Consider the following 20,806-nt stretch of genomic DNA (forward strand, 5'->3'; position numbering starts at 1 on the left):
AGGTTCCCGCTTGAGATGACATGAAACCCTCGCGATTCCACGGTAGTTGACAACGGTTTCAGGGCCAGGATTCCACGCGAAATGGCATTTTCCTACAGTTGGCCCGACTCAACTCAGATGCCCGCTTGCGGCAGGCAGATCGACCTAGAGTGTGTTAACGATGGCCAACCTGGGGCTCGGCATCGTATTCGTCGCCGTGCCTTGGCTCTACATCGACCTGAACGCCGCTGGAGTGCTCTATTTCGCGTGGCTGGCGTCCGCAACGCTGCGCCCCGACGGCAAGGGGCTATTCGAGGCACAATCTCTCGCGCGCGACTCCCGGTTGAAGCTGTTCCGGATGGGGCTCGTCACCAACCTGCTCAACCCCAAGGCCGCCGTCATGTACCTCGCGATCATCCCGCAGTTCATAGATCACGGGCAGGGAAACACGACCGCTCAGGGATTCGTTCTCGGCGAAGTTCAGATCATCGTCAGCATGATCGTCAACTCCCTCATCGTGCTGGGCGCCGGCACAATCTCCGGATTCGTGTCGACGCGACCCACGTGGATCAAATGGCAGCGTTGGGTCACCGGCACCCTGCTCAGCACAGTGGCGGTCATGCTGGCCAGAGAGGTCCCGCAAAGCAGCTCGCCCCTGAACCGGGCGATCATGCTGCAGGACCTCCGTGAGACGCCGCTCAGATAGACCGTCCTCCGGAAGCTCGACGAGTACGAATGACCCTTTCTGAAGGGATCGAGCAGGACTGTTGTTCTGCACAGATTCTGCTAGGTAGAGTGGGAGTCCATCCGACGGAACCCGCCGTCGGTGAACAAAGGAGTTCCAGAATGCGCATCGTCTTGGTTCATGGAGGTTGGCAGGGTGGTTGGGCGTGGGACGGCGTTGTCGCTGAGCTCACGAAGGCAGGCCACGAGGTATGGGCCCCAACCTTGCAGGGTCTCGGTGACAACGACGACCGTGCAGGTGTCACGCTCTCGACCATGGCGGACAATCTCATCGGCCGGATCGCCGACAAGGGGTGGGACCGGTTCGTCGTAGTCGGCCACAGTGGCGGCGGCCCGATCATCCAGCTCGTAGCTGAGGCGATGCCGGAGCAGGTGGAGCAGGCGATCTTCATCGACGCGTGGGTACTCGCCGACGGCGAGTCGATCAATGCGATCCTCCCCGCCGAGTTGGCGAATTTCGCCCGTGGCACAGCCGCATCCTCGCCCGACCAGAGCGTGCCGATCCCGCCGCAGCTATTCATGACGGCTTTCTTGCAGGACGGATCGGAGGAGCTTCACGCGCAGGTCGAGCCCCGTCTGGTGCCGTCGCCTGGCGGTTGGCTCGACGAGCCGATCCGTCTTCGGTCGGCCGGCACCGGTGACGTGCCGAGCGGCTACATCTTCCTGCAAGAGGATCGGGCTGTGCCGCAGGAGTTGTACCGCGCATCAGCAGACCGGCTCACGAACCCGACGACCGCGAGCTCGCCGGGGAGCCACATGGCCATGTTGACGCGCCCGGTGGAGCTGGCAGCAGCCATCGTCTCCGTTATGTCGTGACGACGTTTCGCTCTTTCGCGACTTCCGCTGGGACCGTCGCTTACGCCGAATGGCTGCCCGGCGGCCCCGCCCGTGCGACGGTGCTGCTCGTTCACGGCGGGGGGGTGGGCCCCGATGGCTGGAGTCGAGCGATCGGCGGGCGACCCGGGTGGGCGCCCCGTCTCGCCGAAGCCGGATACCGCGCGGTCGTGATGACGTGGCCTGGGTTGTCGGCTGGCGGCGCATGGGACCCCGACACGCGGCTGGATGGGGCGGCGGTCGCCGGCGCGATCGTGGAGCTAATCGCTGCGCTCGGCGGCCCGGTCGTCCTCGTGGTCCACTCCATGTCCGCCGCTTTCGGTTATCGGGTCGCTTTCCACCATCGGGATTCACTGATCGCCCTAGTCGCGCTGGCACCCGCTCCCCCCGGGGACATCCAGCCCGAGCCCGCCGTGCTGGAGGAGGACGCCGATCACATCGTCGTCCAGGGACGCCCGCTCACCTGGAGGCTTCCCCGTCGCGGCTGGTGGCATCCCGGATCAGAGTTCATCGAGACGAAGCTGGTCGGTGCAAGCGAGCAATTCCCACCCGGTCACCTGGACGAGCTCCGTTCGCAGCTGGTGCCAATCCCAGCCGGGCTCCTCCTCGAGCGGCAGAACGTTCGCGGTGCGCAGGTCCATATCGGCGACAGGGAGTTGGACGGCCTACCGACCCTCGTGATGGTCGGTACCCACGACACCGATCATCCGATCGAGTCGGACCGCGCGACTGCTGACTGGCTCGCCGAGCGAGGCGGCGATGTCAGGTTCGTCGCGTTGACGGCAGCGAACGTGGCTGGCAACGGCCACATGCTGATGCAGGAGTCGAACAGCGATGCGGTGCTCAACCTTGTAACGGAGTGGCTCGGTCCAAATGTACGCCCGCGGCGGTGAGGATGGTGCAGCTGATCGCGACCCGGGCGCCGGTCATCTCTGATGGCCCGAGTACAGCAGGAGCCGTTGCTCAGCAAGTTCCTGCAGCAGGAATCGCCAGAGATGCCCGTCGTTGAATGCGTCACCCAGGTCGGGCAGGTCGGCGAGATCGTCGTCGTCGATCGGCATAGGCTCGGCCCCTGCCTGCAGAACGGCGAGGTGCACGCGAGCCAGGCTGTCGACATTGATCGCGCGGATGACGGCCTGCGGGACGCTCTCGCCGACGGCGGTGAGGCCGTGACCGCGCAGGATGCCGACCGGCCGCGTGCCGAAATCGTCCGCCATGGCCGTCGCGCGTGCGTGGTTGCGGATCAGCGCAGACGAGGAATGCGCGGGGATGCCGCCGCGCGCCATCCGCATAGCGGGGATGTTGAAGGCACCGACAATCGGTAGCAACGTCCGTCCGGTCAGCGAGAACGCGACGACAGCCGGCGGATGCGCGTGGACGACGGATCGAGCCGCAGGATTGCGGCGCAGCAGCTCAAGATGCAGAGACAGCTCGTTCGGCGCCCGGTACCCGCCGGCGAGCTCGAACGATCCCTCAAGGGGCACGGCGAGGATGTCGTCGGCGGTGGTGAACCGCAGCCCTCGCTCCTGCGGTCCGCGGGCTCGGATGAGGACGGTGTCGTCGTCGACCCGCAGGCTGACGTGCCCGAGGATGTCGTCCACGAGCCCCCGGACCGCGAGCACGCGGCAAGCATTGGCGACGAGCATGCGTTCGTCGACGTAGTCGTTCATCATCCACTTCTCCTTCGAGGCGTGATCTCCGATTGCGAATTCCTGGAAAATCTAGCAGAATCAGATTCTGTCTTAAAGAAAACCGGTCTCGACCGACATCATCTTCAAGGCGCGGAATAGGACTCTGACATCAGGAAGCAGCGGCCCAATGGCGAGCAAGACGACGATCTTCGAGGACGTGCGGCGCGGCATGATCCCGGCGCACATCTATAACGACGAGGAGATCTTCGAGCAGGAGAAGAGCAAGCTCTTCAGCCGCGCGTGGATTTTCGTCGGACATGAATCCGAGATCCCTCAGCCCGGTGACTACGTGGTGCGGCATGTGCTCGACGACTCGTTTATCGTCGTGCGCGATGAGAGTGGTGAGATTCGGGCGCACTTCAACATGTGCCTGCACCGCGGGATGCAGGTGTGCCGCGCCGAGGTCGGCAACGCCTCCCACTTCCGTTGCCCCTACCACGGGTGGTCATACCGCAACGACGGCCGGATTATGGGCCTCCCGTTCCACGAGGAGGCCTACGGGGGTGAGGCAGGGTTCAACAAGAAGGGTGCACGACTGCTCCCGGCGCCGAACCTCGACACATACAACGGTCTGATCTTCATCAGCATGGACCCGAACGCGCCGACCCTGCGGGAATACATCGGCGACTTCGCGTTCTACCTCGACTACTACACGGGGCAGAGCGCCAAGGGCATCGAGCTGCGTGGCCCGCAGCGGTGGCGCGTCAAGGCGAACTGGAAGATCGGCGCCGAGAACTTCGCCGGCGACATGTATCACACGCCCCAGACCCACACCTCGGTCGTCGAGATCGGGTTGTTCCGTGAGCCGAAGGCGGAGAAGCGCAAGGACGGCAACACGTACTGGGCCGGCAACGGCGGCGGCACGACCTACAAGCTCCCGCCTGGCAGCCTCGAGGAGCGGCTGCGCTATGTCGGATATCCCGACGCGATGATCGAGCGGATGAAGGAGCAGTGGTCGCCTGAGCAGCTCGATGTGATTGGCCGTGACGGGTTCATGATCTCTGCGGCATCGCTCTTCCCGAACATGAGTTTCGTGCACAACTGGCCGAAGGTGGAGGACGGGGACGACGTGCTGCCCTTCATCTCGATCCGTTCGTGGCAGCCCATTAGCGAGAACGAGACGGAGGTCTACTCCTGGTTCGCGGTCGATGCCGAGGCGCCGGAGGAGTTCAAGGATCTCTCGTACAAGGCCTACCTGATGTGCTTCGGTAGCACGGGAATGTTCGAGCAGGACGATGTCGAGAACTGGGTCTCGCTGACCACGACTGCCAAGGGTTCGATGGCTCGACGGCTCCTGCTCAACAGTCGGATGGGGACTCTCAAAGACGACACTCCGGTCGTCGCTGCGCTGACTCCTGAACAGTTCGCCGGTCCAGGCGTCGCGCACGTTGGTTACGGCGAGTACAACCAGCGTCATCTGCTCGATCGCTGGGCCGACTACCTCGACACCGATGACGAAGTCGAGGTGCAGGTCGCGAGCATCGGTACAGGCATCACCAACAACGGGGAGGCACCCGCATGATGAACACCGAGACCGGTGTCCAGATATCCGAGCAATCGCGTCTCGGCGCCCACGCCACGCGCGCCGATCGAGTCGGGCGGTCCCTATTGTTCTCCGACGAACTGCATCTCGAGGCGCATCGTTGGTTGATTGAAGAGGCTTACACCCTCGACGAGCAACGGTACGAGCACTGGCTTGAGACGCTTACAGAGGATATTCACTACATCATGCCGGTGCGTCAGACGACGGCTCTCGGGTCTTCCTTCACGACGGCGAGGGGGATGTCGCACTGGGACGAGAATAAGTACTCGCTCAGCCGCCGGGTCGCGCGATTCCTGACTGAACACGCTTGGACGGAGGACCCTCCCTCACGCCTGCGTCATTACGTGACGAACGTGCGCGTGTTCCTGTCCTCGGTCGAGGACGAGCTCATCGTCGACTCCGCCGTCCTGCTGTTCCGCAGCCGGGGAGACGTCAACGAGCCGTCAATCATCTCCGCTCACCGCGAGGATGTATTGCGTCGCGTCGGTGACGACCTGCAGCTGGCACGTCGGGTGATCATGGTGGACGAGTCGGTGCTCCGCATCCAGAACCTGGCGATCTTCCTGTGAGCGGCCTCGACTGGGAGGGTGCCGACGTCGATCGTGATGCCGCGGCGGCTGCGGCTGCGGAGCGCGAGCGTCTTGTCGCCCGCACCGTCGGGGAGCCGCTCGTCATCGCCAACGAGTTTTCGGAGATCGAAGTGCGCCGTGTGGAAACTCACAACGGCACGAGGCTTCTGATCGACGCCCCGAAAACTGGCCAGTGGATCGCGATCGATCCCATGGAGCTCGAGGCCCTGACCTGGCAGACCACGCAGACGTTCTCCGAGATGATCGCGCGGCCTGACCAGCCGATGTTCCCCGAAATGCGACCGCAGTAGAAAGGAGAGACCGATGGCACGGATCATCGCAGACCGCAGCGCCTGTCAGGGCTACGCCAATTGCGTTGTCGCCGCGGGCGACTACTTCGACCTCGATGACGACGCCCTGGTGATCGTTCTGCGCGAGGACCTGCCCGACAGTGAGCGCAAGCGAGTAGAGGAGGCGGCGCGCAGCTGCCCCGTCTCCGCCTTGGTTGTGGAGGACTGACGTGTCGCGGGTCGTCATCGTCGGCGCCTCTGTTGGTGGGCTCAAGACCGCCCAAGCTCTTCGAAGCGAGGGGTTCGAGGGCGAGATCGTCCTGATTGACCAGGAGCGCCATCCCACCTACGACAAACCTCCGCTCTCGAAGAAGTACCTCACCGGTGAGACGGCGCGACACGAGATCGAACTTCTTTCCGAGCACGAGACGCGGGGGATCGGAGCCATCTCGATCTTCGGCACGCCCGCGGCATCCGTCGACCTCGAAGGCCAGGTTGTGACGCTCGCGGACGGTGCAGCTGTCTCATACGACACACTCGTGATCGCCACCGGGTCACGCGCCCGTCGCTCTCCGTGGGGTGAAGGTGAGCATATTCACTTGCTGCGTACCAGCGGCGATGCCGAGCGCTTGCGGGATGAGCTGGCCACAGCGAGGCACCTTGTGGTCATCGGCGCAGGCTTCATCGGGGGTGAGGCTGCCGCGACCGCGATCACGGCGGGCGTGCGGGTCAGCATGGTTGACCCGTTCCCGGCGCCGATGTCGCGGGTGCTCAATGCCGAGGTCGGCCAGATCTTCAGCCGCAAGTATGCGCATGAGGGCGTCGAGGAGTACTTCGGAAGGACAGTCGAAGGCGTCGAACAGACGGCAGACGGGGTGCGCGTGGTGCTCGATGGCGGCGAGATCATCGAGGCCGATGCAGCTCTCGTCGGTATCGGAGCTGTGGTCAACACGGAGTGGCTCGAGGGTTCCGGCATCGAACTCGACAACGGGGTGATCTGCGACTCTGGGCTGCGGGCCATCGGGCATCCTGAGATCTTTGCCGTCGGCGATATCGCACGTTGGGCGAGTGCGTCGCGCAACGTCTCGCTGCGCCTCGAACATTGGACCAATGCCGTTGATCAGGCTCGCGTCGTCGCACACAACATCGTCCACCCTGATGATTGCGAGGACTACGACACGACCGAGTATGTCTGGAGCGACCAGTACGACTGGAAGATCCAGGTGGTCGGGCGCACCGGCGCCGACGACATCGTCATCATCGGGTCCGAGGAGGACCAGCGCTTCGCCGTGCTCTACTCGGAGAGTGGCGACTCGCTGACCGGCGCGCTCGTCGTCAACTGGCCGCGGGCGCTCGTTAACACGCGGCGAGCGGTGGCTACGAGAACCGATCGAGCCGAGGTCGCGGCGCGCCTGAGCGGCGACGGCGCGCGGTCGGTCACGCCCGCGGTCTGAGGATGGTCCCCGTGACCACAAGAGGATACGATTTCTGTTGTGCAGAAATCGCCCGGCGACGGTGTAGCGCCCCAATACCCGATCGAGTCAGTGGACAACGCACTGCGGTTGCTCCTCCTTCTTGGCGAGCGTACGGAGGAGGTAAGGCTGACCGACGTCAGCGCCGAACTCGGGGTGGCGTCTTCGACGGCGCACCGCATCCTCGCAATGCTCATCTGGCGCGGATTTGCCCGTCAGGATCCGCGCACGAAGACCTACGGTCCGGGTCCGACACTCACGAGCGTGGCCTTCTCGATTTTCCGGCGCATGGATCTTCCGCGCCTGGCGCAGCCGATCCTCGAGGATCTCAGTTCCTCGATGGGCGAGACGAGCCATCTCGGCATCCTCGAAGGCGCGAACGTCCGCTTCATCGCGGCGTCCGAGCCGGCGGCGGCAGTCCGCGTCGCCTCACGCCTTGGACGGGAGATCCCGGCGTACGCGACCTCGACCGGCAAGGCGATGCTTGCCAGCCTGCCGGCAGAACAGCTCGGGCGCTTGTTTCCAACGGACTCGCTCCCCGCGGTGACCTCGCATACCGTTCAGTCCCTTGCGGACCTCGAGAAGGAACTCGAAGCCGTTCGGCGCCAGGGCTACTCGACGAACCGCGAGGAGAGCGAGGACGGTGTGGCGTCGGTCGCAGTCTCGGTCGCGAACTCAGCGGGCATCAATCTCGCCATCAACCTCGCTGCCCCAGTCCATCGTCTTCCGGTCTCGAAGGTCGCGACCTTCGGGCGAGCACTCAAGGACGCCTCGATGCGGTTGAGCGAGGCGTTGGGCTAATCACGGGGGTGCTCCGGTGAACCCCGCCCCGATCCCCCTCCTCCACGGACACTCGATTCCGCGTCTGGGTCTCGGCACGTGGCCGCTCGAGGGCGACGCGGTGCACGAGATGGTCGCGCTGGCGCTCGACATCGGCTATCGACTGATCGACACGTCTCACAAGTACCTCAACGAGGAACCGGTTGGCGCGGCGATCCGAGAGAGCGGGATCGCTCGCGAGGAGATCTTCGTCACCAGCAAGTTCAACAAGGAGGATCACAGCGTAGATGGTGTCCAGCGCGCCTATGACGAGAGCCTCCGACGGACCGGGCTCGACTACCTCGATCTATTCCTCATTCACTGGCCAGTGCCTTGGCTCGACACCTATGTTGCGGCGTGGCGGGGTCTTGTAAGACTCGTCGAGCAGGGGCGGGTCGGAGCAATCGGCGTCTCAAACTTCAAACGACCACCTCTGGAACGGATCGTCGCCGCTACCGGACGCGTGCCCGACGTCAACCAGATCCAACTGAGTGCCGACCTGGCGCGCGACGATATCCGTGATCTGCACAAGCGGTGGGGCATCGTGACCGAGGCCTGGAGTCCGCTCGGGCGCGGAGGCCCCTTGCTCACAGATCCCGTCGTGGTAGACATCGCAGACCGGGTCGGTCGCACCCCCGCGCAGGTGTTGTTGCGGTGGCATGTGCAGCACAACATCGTCCCGATTCCGCGCGCGGACGACCCCAGACAGCTGCGGGAGAACGCACAGATCTTCGATTTCAACCTCACTCACGACGACCTTGCGGAGCTGAGGAACCTCGATCGCGGTGAATCAGCGGCACGAGATTCCGACTCAAAAGAGAACGGACATTAGCGCGTTTCTCCCCGACTCGATCGCGTTTCAAGTTTCAGGGGTCGAGCGATCAGATCCGAGATCGATGGTTTTGGCGAGCTGCCGGTGCTGCCGACCACACCAGGACTACGAGCTTTCATGCTCCGACTCCCGGGTCATGTGACGCGCCAGCGCGGGTCGGTGACGAACTTGTGTCCGGTCGACGCCGCGTTCGTCGACGAGAACCCCGGCTATGCGGACGTCATCGATGCCAAGCGCCCCGGTGTCGTCGCTCGGCGCGGCGCGTCCTGAAGCGCGTCCGCTAGACCGAAAGGGACTCCACGTGGTCCAGCGCCGCCTGCAGTGCGTCTTCGAGCGGGGAGATCTCCTGAGCGATCTGGGCGAGGATCATCCCGCCCTGGAAGGCGGCCAAGAGCAGGTTCGCAAGCTGCCGGGGATCGGCCTCGGCGCTCAGTCGGCCGCGACGCTGCAGATCCGCCAACGCATCCTGGAAGATCTCCCTCCACTGGCTGAACGCGCGCGCGAGCTCGTCATGGACGTCGAGGTCGGTCTTGATGATCTCGCTGGCGAGCGAGCCGAGGGTGCATCCTTCGTGGAACGCGCGTTCGTATCCAACATAGAAGGCGGCCCACTTCCGGAATCCCTCGAGGTCTTCGAAGTGATCGAACTCCCCGCTCCGGTGCAGCGCGAGCACGTTGTCGGCCTGCCACGCGATCACCGCGAGCACGAGGCTCTCCTTGGTGGGGAAGTAGTGGTTGAGCTGCGACCCGCTGACGCCGGCGGCGCGCCGGACCTGTTCGTTGTTGGTCGAATGGACGCCGTTGCGGTAGATCAGTTCGGCCGTGTGCTCGAGGATCCGCGCACGAGTCGCCTGACCCTTCTCGGTGAGCTGCTGAGGCTCCGGCGCTGCCGTCGTGGACTTCATGATTCCGATCATATCAAAAATGGGCTTGACAACCCATTCCATTCTGGTGTTTCATCAACCAAGTGGGCTAAGCAGCCCAAAAATCACCGAGGTCGGACACCGACCACCCAGGACTGGAGTCGATCGCTCATGTCGCGTCTGAACGTTTCCCCCACCGCCGAGCTTCCCGAAGAGACGAACCGCGCACTCGATGAGGTGGCCGGCCGGTTCGGGTTCGTCCCGAACATGTTCGCCACCCTGGCGTCGAACCCGGCTGTGCTCGACATCGTCATGACATTGCAGACGAAGGCCAACCGGCTGCTCGATGCGAAGACCCGGCACACGATCGCGCTCGCCGTATCGGAGGCCGACGGCTGCGACTACTGCCTGGCACTGCACACGGCCGGGTCCCTTCAGGGCGGGATGTCGATCGAGGACATCGAGCTGGCGCGCGCCGGAAGCTCGGTGGACCCGAAGCGGGCGGCGGTCGCACGCTTCACGCACCGCATCATCGAGACGCGAGGGCACGTGAGCGACGCCGACCTGGCCGCGGTCCGCGGCGCCGGCTACACCGATCCGCAGATCCTCGGGATCGTCACGCTGGCAGTGCGCGCGCTGATGACGAACTACATCAACAACGTCAACCAGACCACCGTCGACATCCCCTCGGCTGCTTCGACGGCAGCCGCGGCGTGATCAGCCGGCACCCCGCGAGCGCTTCGGAAGGAACTCCCATGCCCGGTTCTGAGCTCTACGAGAAGTTCATGGCGTTGCACATCCGCGAGGGCGGGCTCGTCCTGCCGAACGCGTGGGACGCCGTCTCCGCACTGATCCTGGCCGACGCGGGCTTCGAGGCGATCGGCACGTCGTCAGCGGCGCTGGCCGCCGCGCTCGGGCGGCAGGACGGTCGCCACGCGGTCTCGCGCGACGAGCACCTGGACCATGCCCGCCTGCTCGGCCAGGTGACGGGGCTGCCGGTCAACGGCGATTTCGAGGACGGCTACGGCCTCACCGCCGAAGACGTCGCCGCGACCGTCGACCGAGCCGTGGCGTACGGTCTGGCCGGCATCGGCATCGAAGACACGACGGGGAATCCGGATGCCCCGATCCGTGACTTCGACCAGGCCGTCGAGCGCGTCCGCAGCGCTGTGAATGCGGCGAAGCGACGCATCGTCGTCACCGCCCGCACCGACAACTATCTCCAGGGCCGCCCTGACCTCGACGACACCATCCGACGCCTCACCGCGTTCGCCGAGGTCGGTGCCGACGTGGTCTACGCCCCGTTTCCACCGGATCTCGCCTCCCTCGAGGCGATCGTCGCGGCCGTCGCGCCGACTCCGGTCAACGTGCTCATCTCGCCGGCGGATCAGGTGCTGACCGTCGCGGAGCTGCAGGCGGCCGGGGTCAAGCGCATCAGTCTCGGACCCGCGCTGTACACCAACGCCATGACCGCCCTCGAGCAGGCCGCCCGCGCCCTCAGAGCCGGCGACATCGCGTCGGCGACCGCCGGCATCGGCTTCGACCGCGTGGGCGAGCTGCTCACCCGCGCCTCCTGACGCATCCGACTCCCACCTACGACCACATCTCACGGAAGGCACAACACCATGGATCTCGACAAGATCATGAACAAGCACCTCAGCCGCTACTTCGACGGCAGCAAGACGATCCCGGAGGAGACGATTCAGCAGCTGCTGAAGTTCCTCCGTTCGGCTCCCACCTCTACGAACATCCAGCCCAACCACTTCATCGTGCTGTCGACCAGGGAGGGCAAGGAGAAGCTGGCCGCCAACCTCGGCGAGCGGTTCGCCGACAACGCCGAGAAGATCCTCAACGCCTCGCACACGATCATCATGACCACGCGCGCAGACATCCCCGCCCAGCACCTGGACGCCGTGTTCGGCAAGGAGCGCGCCGACGGCAGATTCCCCACGCCGGAGAAGCAGGAGCGGTGGGAGTACATGACCCGCGACTTCGTCAGCCTGCGCAACTACACGTACAAGGACACCTATCACTGGATGGAGAAGCAGACCTACATGGTGATGGGCCTCCTCATGATGGCGGCCGCCGAACTGGGCGTCGAGGCGATGCCGCTGGAGGGGTTCGATCCGGTGACCGTCGACAAGGCGTTCGGCATCCGCGAGACCGGGCACACGACCACCGTGCTGCTGGCCCTGGGCTACCCCGATGTGGAGAAGCAGTACCACACGCCGATCTCGCGGTTCGAGTCCGAGCAGCTCTTCACCTTCGCCTGAGTCGCACCCATGGACGAGCAGCAGCTGCAGAAGATCGCGAACGATGTCGCCACGGAACTGCCCGGCGTCAGCTTCGAGCATCGCGAGAACCCGAACTGGGAGACGTACAAGGTCGGAGGCAAGATCTTCATGATGATGACCGACCTGCCCGGGCATTCCGTGGTCACCGTGAAGGCCGACCCGGCCGAAGCCACGGTCTTGCGCGAGCGGTATGAAGAGATCAGCGCCGGCTACCACACGGACAAGAAGCACTGGGTCTCCGCGAGCGCCGGCCCGGGCATCGACGCGTCCCTGGTGACGGAGCTCGTCACCAACTCGTATGGGCTCGTGGTCGAGAAACTCCCGAAGTCCGCGCGACCGACGGCCGCAGCCGAGTAGCGGCCGACACCCGAACCACCACGCCACCAGAATCAGACAGCAAGGAGAAACCATGATCGGAGTCGGAGTCCGCACCCCGGGCGGTGCCCTCGAAATCCTCGACCTACCCGAACCGCGCGAACCCGGTGCGGGCGAGCTGGTCTTGGAGGTGGTGGCGGCGGGCATCGGCCCGTGGGACGCTCTGCTCCACACCGGCGGATGGGATGTCGGGCTCGTCCCGCCCGCGGCCCTGGGCGTCGAGGGCGTCGGTCGAGTGGCCGCGACCGGTCCCGGCGAGACGGAGTTCCGCACCGGCGATCTCGTGATCGTCCACGAGGCGCCCCTGCCCGGTGGCAGCGGCACCTGGGCGGAGAAGGCTCTCGTGAGCAGTGCCCACGTCGCGCGCGTGCCCGACGGCTTGGCGCCGGCAGTCGCCGCGGGCCTCCCCGTCGCGGGGCTCACGGCGCAGCAGGCGCTCGACGAGCTGCAGGTCGTCGCGGGCAGCCGCCTGCTCGTCGTGGGAGCCTCCGGACCCACCGCGGCGCTGGCCGTGCAACTGGCTCACAGTCGGGGCGCCGACGTCGTGGCCGGCGCGGGGCTGGCCCACGCCGACCGGCTTCGGTCACTCGGCGCCGCCGACGTCGTCGACACTCACGTCAACGGGTGGGCGCACAAGGTCGGGCGCCGATTCGACGCCGTCCTCATCGCCGCGACAGGGACCGCAGCCGATGCGATGGAACTGCTCGTCGACGGCGGACGCCTCACCTCCATCACCTCCGACGCCCCCGCTCCGGTGCGCGGCATCGCCACGTCCGACCTGTACGTGCAACCGGACGGCCGTGCGCTCGGAGAGCTGGCGGCGCTCGCCGCCGCCGGTGACCTGCGCCTCGAGGTGGAGACCACGCCGGTCGGCGGTGCCCTTGCGATCGCGGAACAGGTCGCCAGCGGCCGCTCACGCGGAGTCAAGCACGTGCTCGAGTTCTGACGACCTCGGACGTGAACGCCGGCGTCCTCGCTCCGCGTCGAGTTGTTGTCGACAGTTGAGGGCGCTCGTGCCCGTCATCGCGGCGCTCGTGGTGTCGGCCATTTGCTTCACGATCATCGTCGCGGGCTCCGGATATGACTCCGGCCACGATGAGCGGACGCAGTAGGCGAGTCGTTACGCCCGGGAGCGCTCACTAACCGATGCCGAGGTCCTTTCCGAGCTTGGCGTACAGCTCTAGCACCGACCGGGGTCGATCTCGTATCGGGTTCGCTACCCGCGGCGGGCTCGCTCAGGGGGTGAGTCGGGGATGACGACTCCGAGCGGCTCGGTGACATCGACTTCATCCCGGTAGCGCAGAAGCGCGTCGATGAACTCCTGCTGCGCGGGGGACGGAACGTAGGCAGACCGAGTGATGAGGAGTGCGCGGCGGTCGGCCCATTCCTCTGCCACCGGATGTATGGCAGCAGGCAGTGTGCGAGAGCGGCTGGCGGTCCCATACGGGACGATCGCCGCGCCAGCCCCAGTGCTGGCCACGGCGTACACCGCGTTGAGGGTTGGCAACCGCACGCGGTACGCAGGTGACACGCCGAGGATGCGCGCCTGCTCGTCGATGAGTGTCTGAAGCGGGTTTGCCGCTGGCAACCCGATCAGCGGCCCTCGCATCACCTCCTCGAAGGAAGGAGCCACGTCGTCTCCGCGGAACACCGAGCCACGAACGACGACAAGGGGATCCGCCCATAGCTCACGAGCGATCAAGGCGTCCCCCGTCGGCGGGAGGGAAGCGATCCCGAGGTCAGCACCCCCCTCGCGGACCCGAGACGCGACCTCGACGCTGCTTGTCTCGACCACCGCGATCCGCATTGTAGGGAATCGTGCGAGAGTCGCGGCCAGGAATTCGGTCAAGGTATCGACGGCTGATGTGTTGCTGGCCAGCCGGATCTCGCGGGCAGAGTCCCCGCGCAGCCCGTCCATCGCCTGCCGCAGTTCATCCGCACGTTCGAGGAGGGCACGGGCATGTATCGCCAGGGTCGTACCGGCCGCGGTCGGCACGATCCCACCTCGTCGACGCGACAACAGCTCTACTCCTTCTTGCCGTTCCAGTAGAGCGATCCGGCTGCTGGCCGACGACAGCGAGAGCCCTACGGCGCGGGCGCCCGCCGTGATCGAGCCGGCGTCGATGATCGCGACGAACAGCTCCAGATCCCGCAGGCTGGGCGCCATGAACTAGCCTTCGAATTTCGCGTACATCCCTTCCGATTCTATCAACCTGCGTCCAGCGCACTTTTGGAAGCCTTGAAGGCCTCCGGGGCATCTAGTGACCCGGGCGAGGAGGAGGCCAACGTGCTGATAGAAATCGCGCCGCTTCTGCGAGGAGCGGCGGTCGTCGGCGCAGGCTTCCTTGCAGGAGGTCTGAACGTCGTCGTAGGCGCGGGGACACTGGCGTCCTTCCCCATCCTCGTTCTGCTGGGGTTTCCGCCGTTGACGGCGACGATGGCGAACACGATCGGCATCGTGCCCGGCAGCCTGTCGGGGGTACTCGTCTACCGACGCGAGCTGCGCGCACACTACCGCGTTACTGGCCTACTGCTTCCCTCATCCAGCGCCGGCGGCGTCGCCGGCGCGCTCCTCCTCCTGCACTTGTCCGTCGACATCTTCGCTGCCGTCATCCCTTGGCTGATTGGTATCGGTACGCTTCTGGTGCTCAGCGGACCCGCCATCAAAAACCGCATCGGCCGCGTGGCGGCAACCGACGACGTCGACGCGACGCCATTCCCTCGCCGAGGTTCGAAAGTCGCCTCCGTGGTCGGCGCGTTCCTGCTCGGAGTTTATGGTGGCTACTTCAGTGCAGCGCAGGGGATCCTCCTCGTCGCCCTGCTCGGGATCACGACGACGTTGCTGATGCAAGAACTCAACGCCGTGAAGAACGCCAGCGTCGCCGCGGTCAACATCATCGCCGCCACGGTCTTCATCTTCGTCTCACCAGAACTGATCTCGTGGCCCATCGTCGCACTCGTTGCTCTCGGCTCGATCCTGGGAGGATTGGTCGGCGGCAGGTTCGCAAGACGACTCCCCGCAGGCCTGTTCCGCGGGTTCGTCGTCATCGTCGGCATCACCACCGTCACGGCAATAGTTTTAAGCCATTGACCACCCTCGGTCGGCAGGAACGGTCGAGCCAGATGTCAGCGCCGGGATCACCCGGGCACGCGACGATCGATCTGCCCGTCCGGGCCCCGGGCGTAGGCCGAACTCGTTGACGCGGAAACGGTTCACGAAGTTGCTCGCTCAGGGGCAGCCGCTGGCGGCCGCCGCCCGCGAGGTCGGCGCGATGCGGACGACCGCGTACATCTGGCGCGATGGCACCGCGGTGCGGCGCAAGGATAGCGCGGTGAAGGTCGTGCCACAGCCCTGGCCGCTTTCGCTTCGTCCAATCTCCTCGAGGTTTCTTTTCGAAGAGGAGCGCATTCTGATCGCCGATCTCGCGAGCCGAGGTGCCCGGCCAACGGAGATCGCCGCGCTGCATGACCGATCTCCGTCCACGATCAGCCGGGAGTTGCGTCGTAACGTGCACGGTCGCACGAGAGGCGCGTGACTCCTCCGTCCGTCGCCTCTGCAGCGGTCAGCGGATCGCATCGAGCGCTGCGATGAGGTCCCGCGGTTCCGCGCGTTTGGTGTGGTCGCTGTCCACGAACGACCACGATATAGACCCGCTCTGCCTGATCACATAGGTCGCGGGGATCACAAGCGTTCGACCATCGCCACCGTTTCGACGGATGAGATCGTGACCTCGTCGCTCGTAGAGCGCAGCCAGCTCCGCAGGAATGACGAATGACAGGCCGTAGCTTTGGGAGACAATGGCACCCACGTCGCTCAGAACGTCAAAAGTGAGGCTGTGTTTCTCAGCGGTCGACAATGACTCGTCAGGCACCTGCGGCGAGATCGCAACGAGCCGCGCGTTGCGCGCCTTGAACTCCATGATGTTCGCTTGAAGCGCCCGCAGCTCGAGGTTGCAATACGGGCACCAGCTACCTCGGTAAAAGCTCAGCACCACGGGGCCATCCTCAAGCAGATCACTCAAGGTCACCGTTTCGCCAGTGGCGCTGGGGAGAGAAAACACCGGCGCCACATCTCCGACGGCCTTCGCGCGGTCTGCCGTGCCGGCGTTGAAGAGCTCCGCAGCCGCACGATCCGTCGTCTCGTTATCCTCGGAGGACCGGTTGGACCGCGCGTCCTCGTAGACACGCAGAAGCTCTTCCCGCAGGTTCATCTCGCTCCTATTCTGCGGCCGTTGACATACGCGCTCAGCTGTCCACGCCCTCGGCCTCTGATGTACGGGGTCGCCGTCGTCGGCGCTCGTGCGCACGTGGCACTCACGACGTGTGCCGCGAGAGCGATCAGTCGATGTCGCAACGAATCGGTTGGACGGATTCGTCCATTTCAGGTTACAACGGCGCTGCGATGGCTGGTGCGTGCCCGCTACCCGCCTCCGCGCGACCACCTGCAGGTTGTCTACGCGTGGGCAGCCTGGGGAACTTCCCTGGCCAGCATGACGGCGACCGCGGCAAGAAGGCTGCCGGTGATGCGGCGCTGCCACTTGAGCCAGGACGGGCGGGTTCCGATGAATCCTGCGATCGTGCCGGCGGCCAGCACGATTGCTGCGTTGACGATCATGCTGACAGTGATCTGGACCGTGCCGAGCGTGAACCCCTGCGCAATCGGGTTGCCGTGCGATGTGTCGATGAACTGCGGGATGATCGCCAGGTACATCACCGCCGCCTTCGGATTCAGCAGGTTGGTGAACAGCCCCATCTGGAAGAGCTTCCCATGCGTATCGCGGGTGAGCGGGCCGGGTTCGAACAGTCCTGTCCCTCCTGGGCGGAACGTCTTGAACGCGAGCCAGGCGAGATACAGCACTCCTGCGGCCTTCAGGCCGATGTAGAGCCAGGGAACCACAACGAACACGATACTGAGCCCGAGGTTTGCCATCGTCATGTAGGTGAGGAATCCCACGCCCGTCCCCGCCAGCGAGACCAGGCCCGCGATTCGCCCCTGAGCGATACTGCGCGACACGAGATAGATCATGTTCGGCCCAGGCGTGAGCACCATCACCAACGCCGCCAGCCCCATCCCGCCGACCGCGGCCCACGGGAGTCCAGTACCCAGCACCGTCATAGTCAGTTCCTTCCAACGATTCACGTTCCAGTGTGATGTAATGCCCTTATGCATCTCAACCCTTACGGCGAGTACGCGGTCCTGCTCGCCGCGTCACTGGCAAACGACTGGCCCGAAGATCGAGCGGGCATTGTCGACCGTGCGGAGTCTTATGGGATGCAGACGCCGTTCGCGAATCCGCAAGCGGACGACTACACCGGTGTCCGCAGGGTAATCGACCGATGGCTCGAAGTCGTTGATGAACCTTTGCCGCAACGACGCGCCGACCTCCTCAACCAACACCTCGCAGAGGCGGCCGCCTACCCGCGCCTAACCGACCACCATGATGAAGGCTGGCACCTCCACTATCGAGACCAAGACCAAGCCCTGCCGCATGTGCTGGAGGCCGTCATCAGCGTTGGCACCGCACTCCACCTGACAACGCGGGGAATGCACCGCCTTCACCGATGTGACGCCGGCAAAGACGCCGGTGACCCGTGCCGCAACGTCGTGGTAGACGTCACGCGCAACGGCCGCCAGCGGTACTGCAGCGTCCGCTGCGCCAACCGCGCTGCAGTACGTCGGCACCGCGCGCGACACGCGTGAACATGGAGACCTGACTACGCCCGGCCACCCACATCGCAATGAGCCTCATCGCCAGCAGCACCGGATCCCACACGCCGGTGGCGGCATCGTCGCCTCCCGCTGGCCCGCTCAGAAACGGAACTACGCCTCTCGACCTCCTCGAGGAAGGCGCCGACGCCGGGGAAAGTACGGCACCAACGTCGCATGCCGTGGCTCCACGAGCGGGGCGGCAACGCGGCTGACTCGCCCTCACCGGAGTCGGTCGACGCCCAGGTTCCAGATGGTCACGTTCGGTTCCGCGCCGTCGTGGCGAGCGGCGTACTCATGGAGCGCGTCCGTGCGCACGTGCTCCGGGTCCTCGCCGTCCGCGAGTCGGCGGATGAGCGGAGCCATCCATTCCCATCCCCGATCGACGAGCCGACTGGACCACCGCGACAGGAACCCGTCCGCCGTCCAGACTCCCGCGTGATCGTCGGGACCGTACCTCTCGCCGGTCGCGACGAGGCGCTCCTCGAACGCGACCCAGACGAACACGGAGCGGTAGGGCTGCGGCGTCCACCCAGCGAGCTCGGTGAACCGAACCGGGGACGTCATGCTTCCGTGATGCGCACAGGCGAGCGACTGGTCAGAGTCGGTCGTGGTTCGCCGGACTGTTCTGCACGAGCCACCTCCCCGTGAACGGGTAGACGAGGTCGACCGGATCCACCGTAGAAGCTCCGCACGCCGAGGTTCCAAAGAAGGTTGTGCAGGTTCGTGTTATCGCTGTACCCGAGGAACGGCTTCGGGTTCGCCGCGATCACGGCGGCATCGAAGTGCGGAATGACAGTGATCTGGTCATCACCACCGATGGCGGCCAGCACCGCGCGAATGCTCCGATCCGCGAACACCGCGTTCACGTCTGCCGCACGGGCTTCCGCGCTCGCGCCGAGTTGCCGCGTCGTGGGGTACTCGACCGGGATGAACCCGGTCGCCTCCTTCAGACGCCGCATCGCTTGCTCGTGGAGAACGGGCGAAATCGCTGGGGCGGCGAATGCCGGCGAGATCACGGCGACATGATCACCCGGACGGACTTTGGGAACGGCTTCAACGAAGCTGCGACCATCCACCGATTAGACCAGACTCCCGCACCGCGGCCCCGTTCGTCGGAGAATACGCCCACTTCGAGCGGATCTACACGCGGCCCCTTGGCTGGCGCGCCAGCGGCGGCGGGCGGCGGGCAGCGGCGGCGGCGGCGATTACGTCCCCACGACACTGCAATTCGCAACTCGCTCGAAAGACCTCGTGGAATTGGCATCTCGTATCGAGAACCTTCAACTGCCGGTCGTGTCGGCCCTCAGGCCTCTCCCGGCCTTGAACTGACCACGATTACCTTGGGTTCGACTGGTGCTCCGTGGGAACCCTTCACATACGACGCGATCCAGATCAGTCGGGTGCGCACGTGGCCGTCGTCGTCGAGCCCGAGTGAGGGGTAGGGCTGTCGCCGCCAGTGGCCGCGAACCGACCAGGCCGCACGATCGGGCGGCTCGCCGTCGCTCCCCTCTCGATAGACGGATACGTGATCGCTGCCCGCTTGCACGCGCACGATCGTCAGCTCGCCCTGCGGCTCGCCGCTGGGCACGACGACGCCTGTGACGCGTTCCGACTCAGTTATGCCGCCCTGGGCCATTAACGCCCACACCGCGGCAAGCAGTTTCTGTTCCGGTCGGGTGTCATCCCAGACCGGGACGAATGGCACGCGGCCGGACAGCTGCGGCCCGACCTGTTTGACATTGACCGCGCCGGATCCCGCAACGCCAGCAACGTATGTGCGTATGCGCCACATCGAGCCGCCCTGCCGGTACCAGACCGCGCGGACATGGCGGTCGCTGTCGCCCGCCCGCTGCATCACGATCGGGCGCGCGAAGAACCAGATCGCGTTGATATGCACGGGCAGCGGATCGAGAACGTCCGCGTCGACGAGGCTGTCGACAGCCAGACGCAGAAGCTCTTCGTGAAGGAGGAACGCTTCTTCGGGACGATCCGACCCCTCGCCGACCGCCGCGACGACGGACGGCACTTTGTTGGCGGTGAAGAGCTGTGCGCGAGGGTTGATGCGGGGCGGTTCACCGGCGCTAGGGGGTGGCACCCGCACGAGCGAGTCCGCAGCCAATCGTTCACCAGGATGCCCGATCGTCTTCAGCGACCTTCCTAGCCAGACGTGTTGATGGGCGAGGTCGAAGGCGATGTAGAGATTGGGTGGCGTCCACCCGCGAGCGACATAGTCGCGGTCAACGTCCCGCAACGGCGCCAACAGCCTCCGTGCATCCGAAGCGTTGAGCACAGTGGGTGGCAGCGGCCCGCCCGACAGGGTGCAGAACCCGTACCGCGCGACGGCGTCACGGTTGTGGAATGCGACGATGACTTCGTTACCCTCGGGCAGCCGAGCGGCAACGGTCAAGCCCGCCGCGATGGTGGGGATGACGCGACGGATTGCGTCGTCATGCTGCTCCCGAATGCCTTGAGCAAACCTCGACCGGCGGCGCGCTGGCTCCACACCCCGCCGCCGCTCCGGCACAGCCCCGCCACCATTCAAATGCACTCGCACCTTGCGAGCGAGCGACTCACTCAGCTGCGCCTCAGGGCGCACTTCCGCCTCACCCAGGCTCCGCAGCGCGTCGAGCACGGTGCGCACGTCAACGCCGAGCTCATTTGCAACCTCGAACACTCGGCGTCGGTACACGAAGTCCATGATGACTTGCCGAGCGTCACCGCCGAACCGCGAAGGCCGCCGACATAAAGCGAGGACAGCCGAGTGCCGATCAGATGCACGCCCCACCTGAACA

At 65.4% G+C, this 20,806-nt stretch carries 27 protein-coding genes; 19 read left to right on the forward strand and 8 right to left on the reverse strand.

The annotated features are described in order from the left end of the window. Positions 1–160: 160 nt before the first annotated feature. From ABC304_RS00415 to ABC304_RS00425, 3 genes are all read left to right on the forward strand, one after another. Positions 161–685, forward strand: coding sequence for a LysE family translocator (locus ABC304_RS00415; RefSeq protein ID WP_169080451.1), 525 nt, complete (start codon positions 161–163; stop codon positions 683–685). Positions 686–825: 140 nt separating this feature from the next. Continuing rightward, positions 826–1,539, forward strand: coding sequence for an alpha/beta fold hydrolase (locus ABC304_RS00420; RefSeq protein WP_169080449.1), 714 nt, complete (start codon positions 826–828; stop codon positions 1,537–1,539). A gap of 80 nt (positions 1,540–1,619) precedes the next feature. Further along, entirely contained in the window at positions 1,620–2,450 is an 831-nt protein-coding gene (locus ABC304_RS00425; RefSeq protein ID WP_412928413.1) for an alpha/beta fold hydrolase, read from the forward strand. A gap of 33 nt (positions 2,451–2,483) precedes the next feature. On the opposite strand, the gene phtC is transcribed toward ABC304_RS00425, so the two are convergent. Next, positions 2,484–3,230: a 3,4-dihydroxyphthalate decarboxylase gene (gene phtC / locus ABC304_RS00430; protein WP_194384096.1), complete on the reverse strand. Its 747-nt coding sequence runs from the start codon at positions 3,228–3,230 to the stop codon at positions 2,484–2,486. A 145-nt stretch (positions 3,231–3,375) separates the two neighbouring features. On the opposite strand from phtC, the gene ABC304_RS00435 reads away from it, so the two are divergent. The 8 genes from ABC304_RS00435 to ABC304_RS00470 all read left to right on the forward strand — a co-directional run bounded on the left by ABC304_RS00435 (position 3,376) and on the right by ABC304_RS00470 (position 9,043). After that, entirely contained in the window at positions 3,376–4,770 is a 1,395-nt protein-coding gene (locus tag ABC304_RS00435; RefSeq protein ID WP_194384097.1) for a Rieske 2Fe-2S domain-containing protein, read from the forward strand. Then, positions 4,767–5,360, forward strand: a complete 594-nt coding sequence (locus ABC304_RS00440) for a 3-phenylpropionate/cinnamic acid dioxygenase subunit beta (protein WP_412928392.1) — start codon at positions 4,767–4,769, stop codon at positions 5,358–5,360. The genes ABC304_RS00435 and ABC304_RS00440 overlap by 4 nt, the downstream gene beginning before the upstream one ends. Continuing rightward, positions 5,357–5,671, forward strand: a complete 315-nt coding sequence (locus ABC304_RS00445; RefSeq protein WP_138173433.1) for a hypothetical protein — start codon at positions 5,357–5,359, stop codon at positions 5,669–5,671. The genes ABC304_RS00440 and ABC304_RS00445 overlap by 4 nt, the downstream gene beginning before the upstream one ends. 13 nt (positions 5,672–5,684) lie before the next feature. Beyond that, positions 5,685–5,879: a ferredoxin gene (locus ABC304_RS00450; RefSeq protein WP_194384099.1), complete on the forward strand. Its 195-nt coding sequence runs from the start codon at positions 5,685–5,687 to the stop codon at positions 5,877–5,879. A gap of 1 nt (position 5,880) precedes the next feature. Next, entirely contained in the window at positions 5,881–7,104 is a 1,224-nt protein-coding gene (locus ABC304_RS00455) for an NAD(P)/FAD-dependent oxidoreductase (protein WP_298745227.1), read from the forward strand. 39 nt (positions 7,105–7,143) lie between these two features. Further along, positions 7,144–7,923, forward strand: coding sequence for an IclR family transcriptional regulator (locus ABC304_RS00460; protein WP_412928393.1), 780 nt, complete (start codon positions 7,144–7,146; stop codon positions 7,921–7,923). Positions 7,924–7,939: 16 nt separating this feature from the next. Further along, positions 7,940–8,773 carry an aldo/keto reductase gene (locus ABC304_RS00465; protein ID WP_412928394.1) on the forward strand — a complete coding sequence of 278 codons (834 nt, stop codon included), beginning with the start codon at positions 7,940–7,942 and terminating at the stop codon, positions 8,771–8,773. Positions 8,774–8,890: 117 nt separating this feature from the next. Next, complete coding sequence (locus ABC304_RS00470; protein ID WP_412928395.1) at positions 8,891–9,043, forward strand: hypothetical protein; 153 nt, start codon at positions 8,891–8,893, stop codon at positions 9,041–9,043. 10 nt (positions 9,044–9,053) lie between these two features. Here the strand turns inward: ABC304_RS00470 and ABC304_RS00475 are convergent, their stop codons facing one another. Further along, positions 9,054–9,677, reverse strand: a complete 624-nt coding sequence (locus ABC304_RS00475) for a TetR/AcrR family transcriptional regulator (protein WP_412928396.1) — start codon at positions 9,675–9,677, stop codon at positions 9,054–9,056. Positions 9,678–9,806: 129 nt separating this feature from the next. Here ABC304_RS00475 and ABC304_RS00480 point away from each other — a divergent pair, with 129 nt between their 5' ends. Genes ABC304_RS00480 through ABC304_RS00500 form a run of 5 tightly spaced genes read left to right on the forward strand, consistent with a single transcriptional unit; the run spans position 9,807 to position 13,250 of the window. Further along, positions 9,807–10,352, forward strand: a complete 546-nt coding sequence (locus ABC304_RS00480; protein WP_412928397.1) for a carboxymuconolactone decarboxylase family protein — start codon at positions 9,807–9,809, stop codon at positions 10,350–10,352. Between the two features lie 38 nt (positions 10,353–10,390). Then, entirely contained in the window at positions 10,391–11,212 is an 822-nt protein-coding gene (locus tag ABC304_RS00485; protein WP_412928398.1) for an isocitrate lyase/PEP mutase family protein, read from the forward strand. A gap of 48 nt (positions 11,213–11,260) precedes the next feature. Beyond that, entirely contained in the window at positions 11,261–11,908 is a 648-nt protein-coding gene (locus ABC304_RS00490) for a nitroreductase family protein (RefSeq protein WP_412928399.1), read from the forward strand. Between the two features lie 9 nt (positions 11,909–11,917). Beyond that, complete coding sequence (locus tag ABC304_RS00495; RefSeq protein ID WP_412928400.1) at positions 11,918–12,286, forward strand: MmcQ/YjbR family DNA-binding protein; 369 nt, start codon at positions 11,918–11,920, stop codon at positions 12,284–12,286. 52 nt (positions 12,287–12,338) lie between these two features. Then, a complete protein-coding gene (locus tag ABC304_RS00500; protein ID WP_412928401.1) occupies positions 12,339–13,250 on the forward strand; it encodes an alcohol dehydrogenase catalytic domain-containing protein in 912 nt (303 codons plus the stop codon). Positions 13,251–13,520: 270 nt separating this feature from the next. Here the strand turns inward: ABC304_RS00500 and ABC304_RS00505 are convergent, their stop codons facing one another. Next, positions 13,521–14,471, reverse strand: coding sequence for a LysR family transcriptional regulator (locus tag ABC304_RS00505; RefSeq protein WP_412928402.1), 951 nt, complete (start codon positions 14,469–14,471; stop codon positions 13,521–13,523). A 120-nt stretch (positions 14,472–14,591) separates the two neighbouring features. On the opposite strand from ABC304_RS00505, the gene ABC304_RS00510 reads away from it, so the two are divergent. Together ABC304_RS00510 and ABC304_RS00515 are read left to right on the forward strand one after the other, a co-directional pair. Next, entirely contained in the window at positions 14,592–15,395 is an 804-nt protein-coding gene (locus ABC304_RS00510; protein ID WP_412928403.1) for a sulfite exporter TauE/SafE family protein, read from the forward strand. A 106-nt stretch (positions 15,396–15,501) separates the two neighbouring features. Beyond that, positions 15,502–15,840 carry a helix-turn-helix domain-containing protein gene (locus ABC304_RS00515; protein WP_412928404.1) on the forward strand — a complete coding sequence of 113 codons (339 nt, stop codon included), beginning with the start codon at positions 15,502–15,504 and terminating at the stop codon, positions 15,838–15,840. Positions 15,841–15,867: 27 nt separating this feature from the next. Here the strand turns inward: ABC304_RS00515 and ABC304_RS00520 are convergent, their stop codons facing one another. Then, complete coding sequence (locus ABC304_RS00520) at positions 15,868–16,515, reverse strand: peroxiredoxin-like family protein (protein ID WP_412928405.1); 648 nt, start codon at positions 16,513–16,515, stop codon at positions 15,868–15,870. Between the two features lie 242 nt (positions 16,516–16,757). Beyond that, complete coding sequence (locus tag ABC304_RS00525) at positions 16,758–17,420, reverse strand: LysE family translocator (RefSeq protein ID WP_412928406.1); 663 nt, start codon at positions 17,418–17,420, stop codon at positions 16,758–16,760. A gap of 48 nt (positions 17,421–17,468) precedes the next feature. Here ABC304_RS00525 and ABC304_RS00530 point away from each other — a divergent pair, with 48 nt between their 5' ends. Next, a complete protein-coding gene (locus ABC304_RS00530) occupies positions 17,469–18,005 on the forward strand; it encodes a CGNR zinc finger domain-containing protein (protein ID WP_412928407.1) in 537 nt (178 codons plus the stop codon). 228 nt (positions 18,006–18,233) lie between these two features. Here the strand turns inward: ABC304_RS00530 and ABC304_RS00535 are convergent, their stop codons facing one another. The 3 genes from ABC304_RS00535 to ABC304_RS00545 form a co-directional block, all read right to left on the reverse strand. Continuing rightward, on the reverse strand, positions 18,234–18,578 hold the full coding sequence (locus ABC304_RS00535; RefSeq protein WP_319033428.1) for a hypothetical protein: 345 nt from the start codon (positions 18,576–18,578) through the stop codon (positions 18,234–18,236). Then, positions 18,575–19,090, reverse strand: a complete 516-nt coding sequence (locus ABC304_RS00540) for an LD-carboxypeptidase (RefSeq protein ID WP_412928408.1) — start codon at positions 19,088–19,090, stop codon at positions 18,575–18,577. Before ABC304_RS00540 ends, ABC304_RS00535 begins: the two co-directional genes overlap by 4 nt. Before the next feature lie 227 nt (positions 19,091–19,317). Then, the gene (locus ABC304_RS00545) at positions 19,318–20,712 is read right to left on the reverse strand and encodes a hypothetical protein (RefSeq protein WP_138174580.1); all 1,395 of its coding nucleotides are present in this window, start codon (positions 20,710–20,712) and stop codon (positions 19,318–19,320) included. Between the last annotated feature and the right edge of the window lie 94 nt (positions 20,713–20,806).

Source organism: Microbacterium jepli, from assembly GCF_047237905.1.
In the GTDB taxonomy this organism is placed as follows: Bacteria; Actinomycetota; Actinomycetes; order Actinomycetales; family Microbacteriaceae; genus Microbacterium.

What these genes read in the sequence shown, in the direction of transcription:
- ABC304_RS00415 (WP_169080451.1), top strand. Translation starts at nt 161, where the DNA reads ATGGCCAACCTGGGGCTCGGCATCGTATTCGTCGCCGTGCCTTGGCTC.
- ABC304_RS00420 (WP_169080449.1), top strand. Translation starts at nt 826, where the DNA reads ATGCGCATCGTCTTGGTTCATGGAGGTTGGCAGGGTGGTTGGGCGTGG.
- phtC (WP_194384096.1), bottom strand. Translation starts at nt 3,230, where the DNA reads ATGATGAACGACTACGTCGACGAACGCATGCTCGTCGCCAATGCTTGC.
- ABC304_RS00435 (WP_194384097.1), top strand. Translation starts at nt 3,376, where the DNA reads ATGGCGAGCAAGACGACGATCTTCGAGGACGTGCGGCGCGGCATGATC.
- ABC304_RS00440 (WP_412928392.1), top strand. Translation starts at nt 4,767, where the DNA reads ATGATGAACACCGAGACCGGTGTCCAGATATCCGAGCAATCGCGTCTC.
- ABC304_RS00450 (WP_194384099.1), top strand. Translation starts at nt 5,685, where the DNA reads ATGGCACGGATCATCGCAGACCGCAGCGCCTGTCAGGGCTACGCCAAT.
- ABC304_RS00470 (WP_412928395.1), top strand. Translation starts at nt 8,891, where the DNA reads ATGCTCCGACTCCCGGGTCATGTGACGCGCCAGCGCGGGTCGGTGACG.
- ABC304_RS00475 (WP_412928396.1), bottom strand. Translation starts at nt 9,677, where the DNA reads ATGAAGTCCACGACGGCAGCGCCGGAGCCTCAGCAGCTCACCGAGAAG.
- ABC304_RS00480 (WP_412928397.1), top strand. Translation starts at nt 9,807, where the DNA reads ATGTCGCGTCTGAACGTTTCCCCCACCGCCGAGCTTCCCGAAGAGACG.
- ABC304_RS00485 (WP_412928398.1), top strand. Translation starts at nt 10,391, where the DNA reads ATGCCCGGTTCTGAGCTCTACGAGAAGTTCATGGCGTTGCACATCCGC.
- ABC304_RS00490 (WP_412928399.1), top strand. Translation starts at nt 11,261, where the DNA reads ATGGATCTCGACAAGATCATGAACAAGCACCTCAGCCGCTACTTCGAC.
- ABC304_RS00495 (WP_412928400.1), top strand. Translation starts at nt 11,918, where the DNA reads ATGGACGAGCAGCAGCTGCAGAAGATCGCGAACGATGTCGCCACGGAA.
- ABC304_RS00500 (WP_412928401.1), top strand. Translation starts at nt 12,339, where the DNA reads ATGATCGGAGTCGGAGTCCGCACCCCGGGCGGTGCCCTCGAAATCCTC.
- ABC304_RS00505 (WP_412928402.1), bottom strand. Translation starts at nt 14,471, where the DNA reads ATGGCGCCCAGCCTGCGGGATCTGGAGCTGTTCGTCGCGATCATCGAC.
- ABC304_RS00520 (WP_412928405.1), bottom strand. Translation starts at nt 16,515, where the DNA reads ATGAACCTGCGGGAAGAGCTTCTGCGTGTCTACGAGGACGCGCGGTCC.
- ABC304_RS00525 (WP_412928406.1), bottom strand. Translation starts at nt 17,420, where the DNA reads ATGACGGTGCTGGGTACTGGACTCCCGTGGGCCGCGGTCGGCGGGATG.
- ABC304_RS00530 (WP_412928407.1), top strand. Translation starts at nt 17,469, where the DNA reads ATGCATCTCAACCCTTACGGCGAGTACGCGGTCCTGCTCGCCGCGTCA.
- ABC304_RS00535 (WP_319033428.1), bottom strand. Translation starts at nt 18,578, where the DNA reads ATGACGTCCCCGGTTCGGTTCACCGAGCTCGCTGGGTGGACGCCGCAG.
- ABC304_RS00545 (WP_138174580.1), bottom strand. Translation starts at nt 20,712, where the DNA reads ATGGACTTCGTGTACCGACGCCGAGTGTTCGAGGTTGCAAATGAGCTC.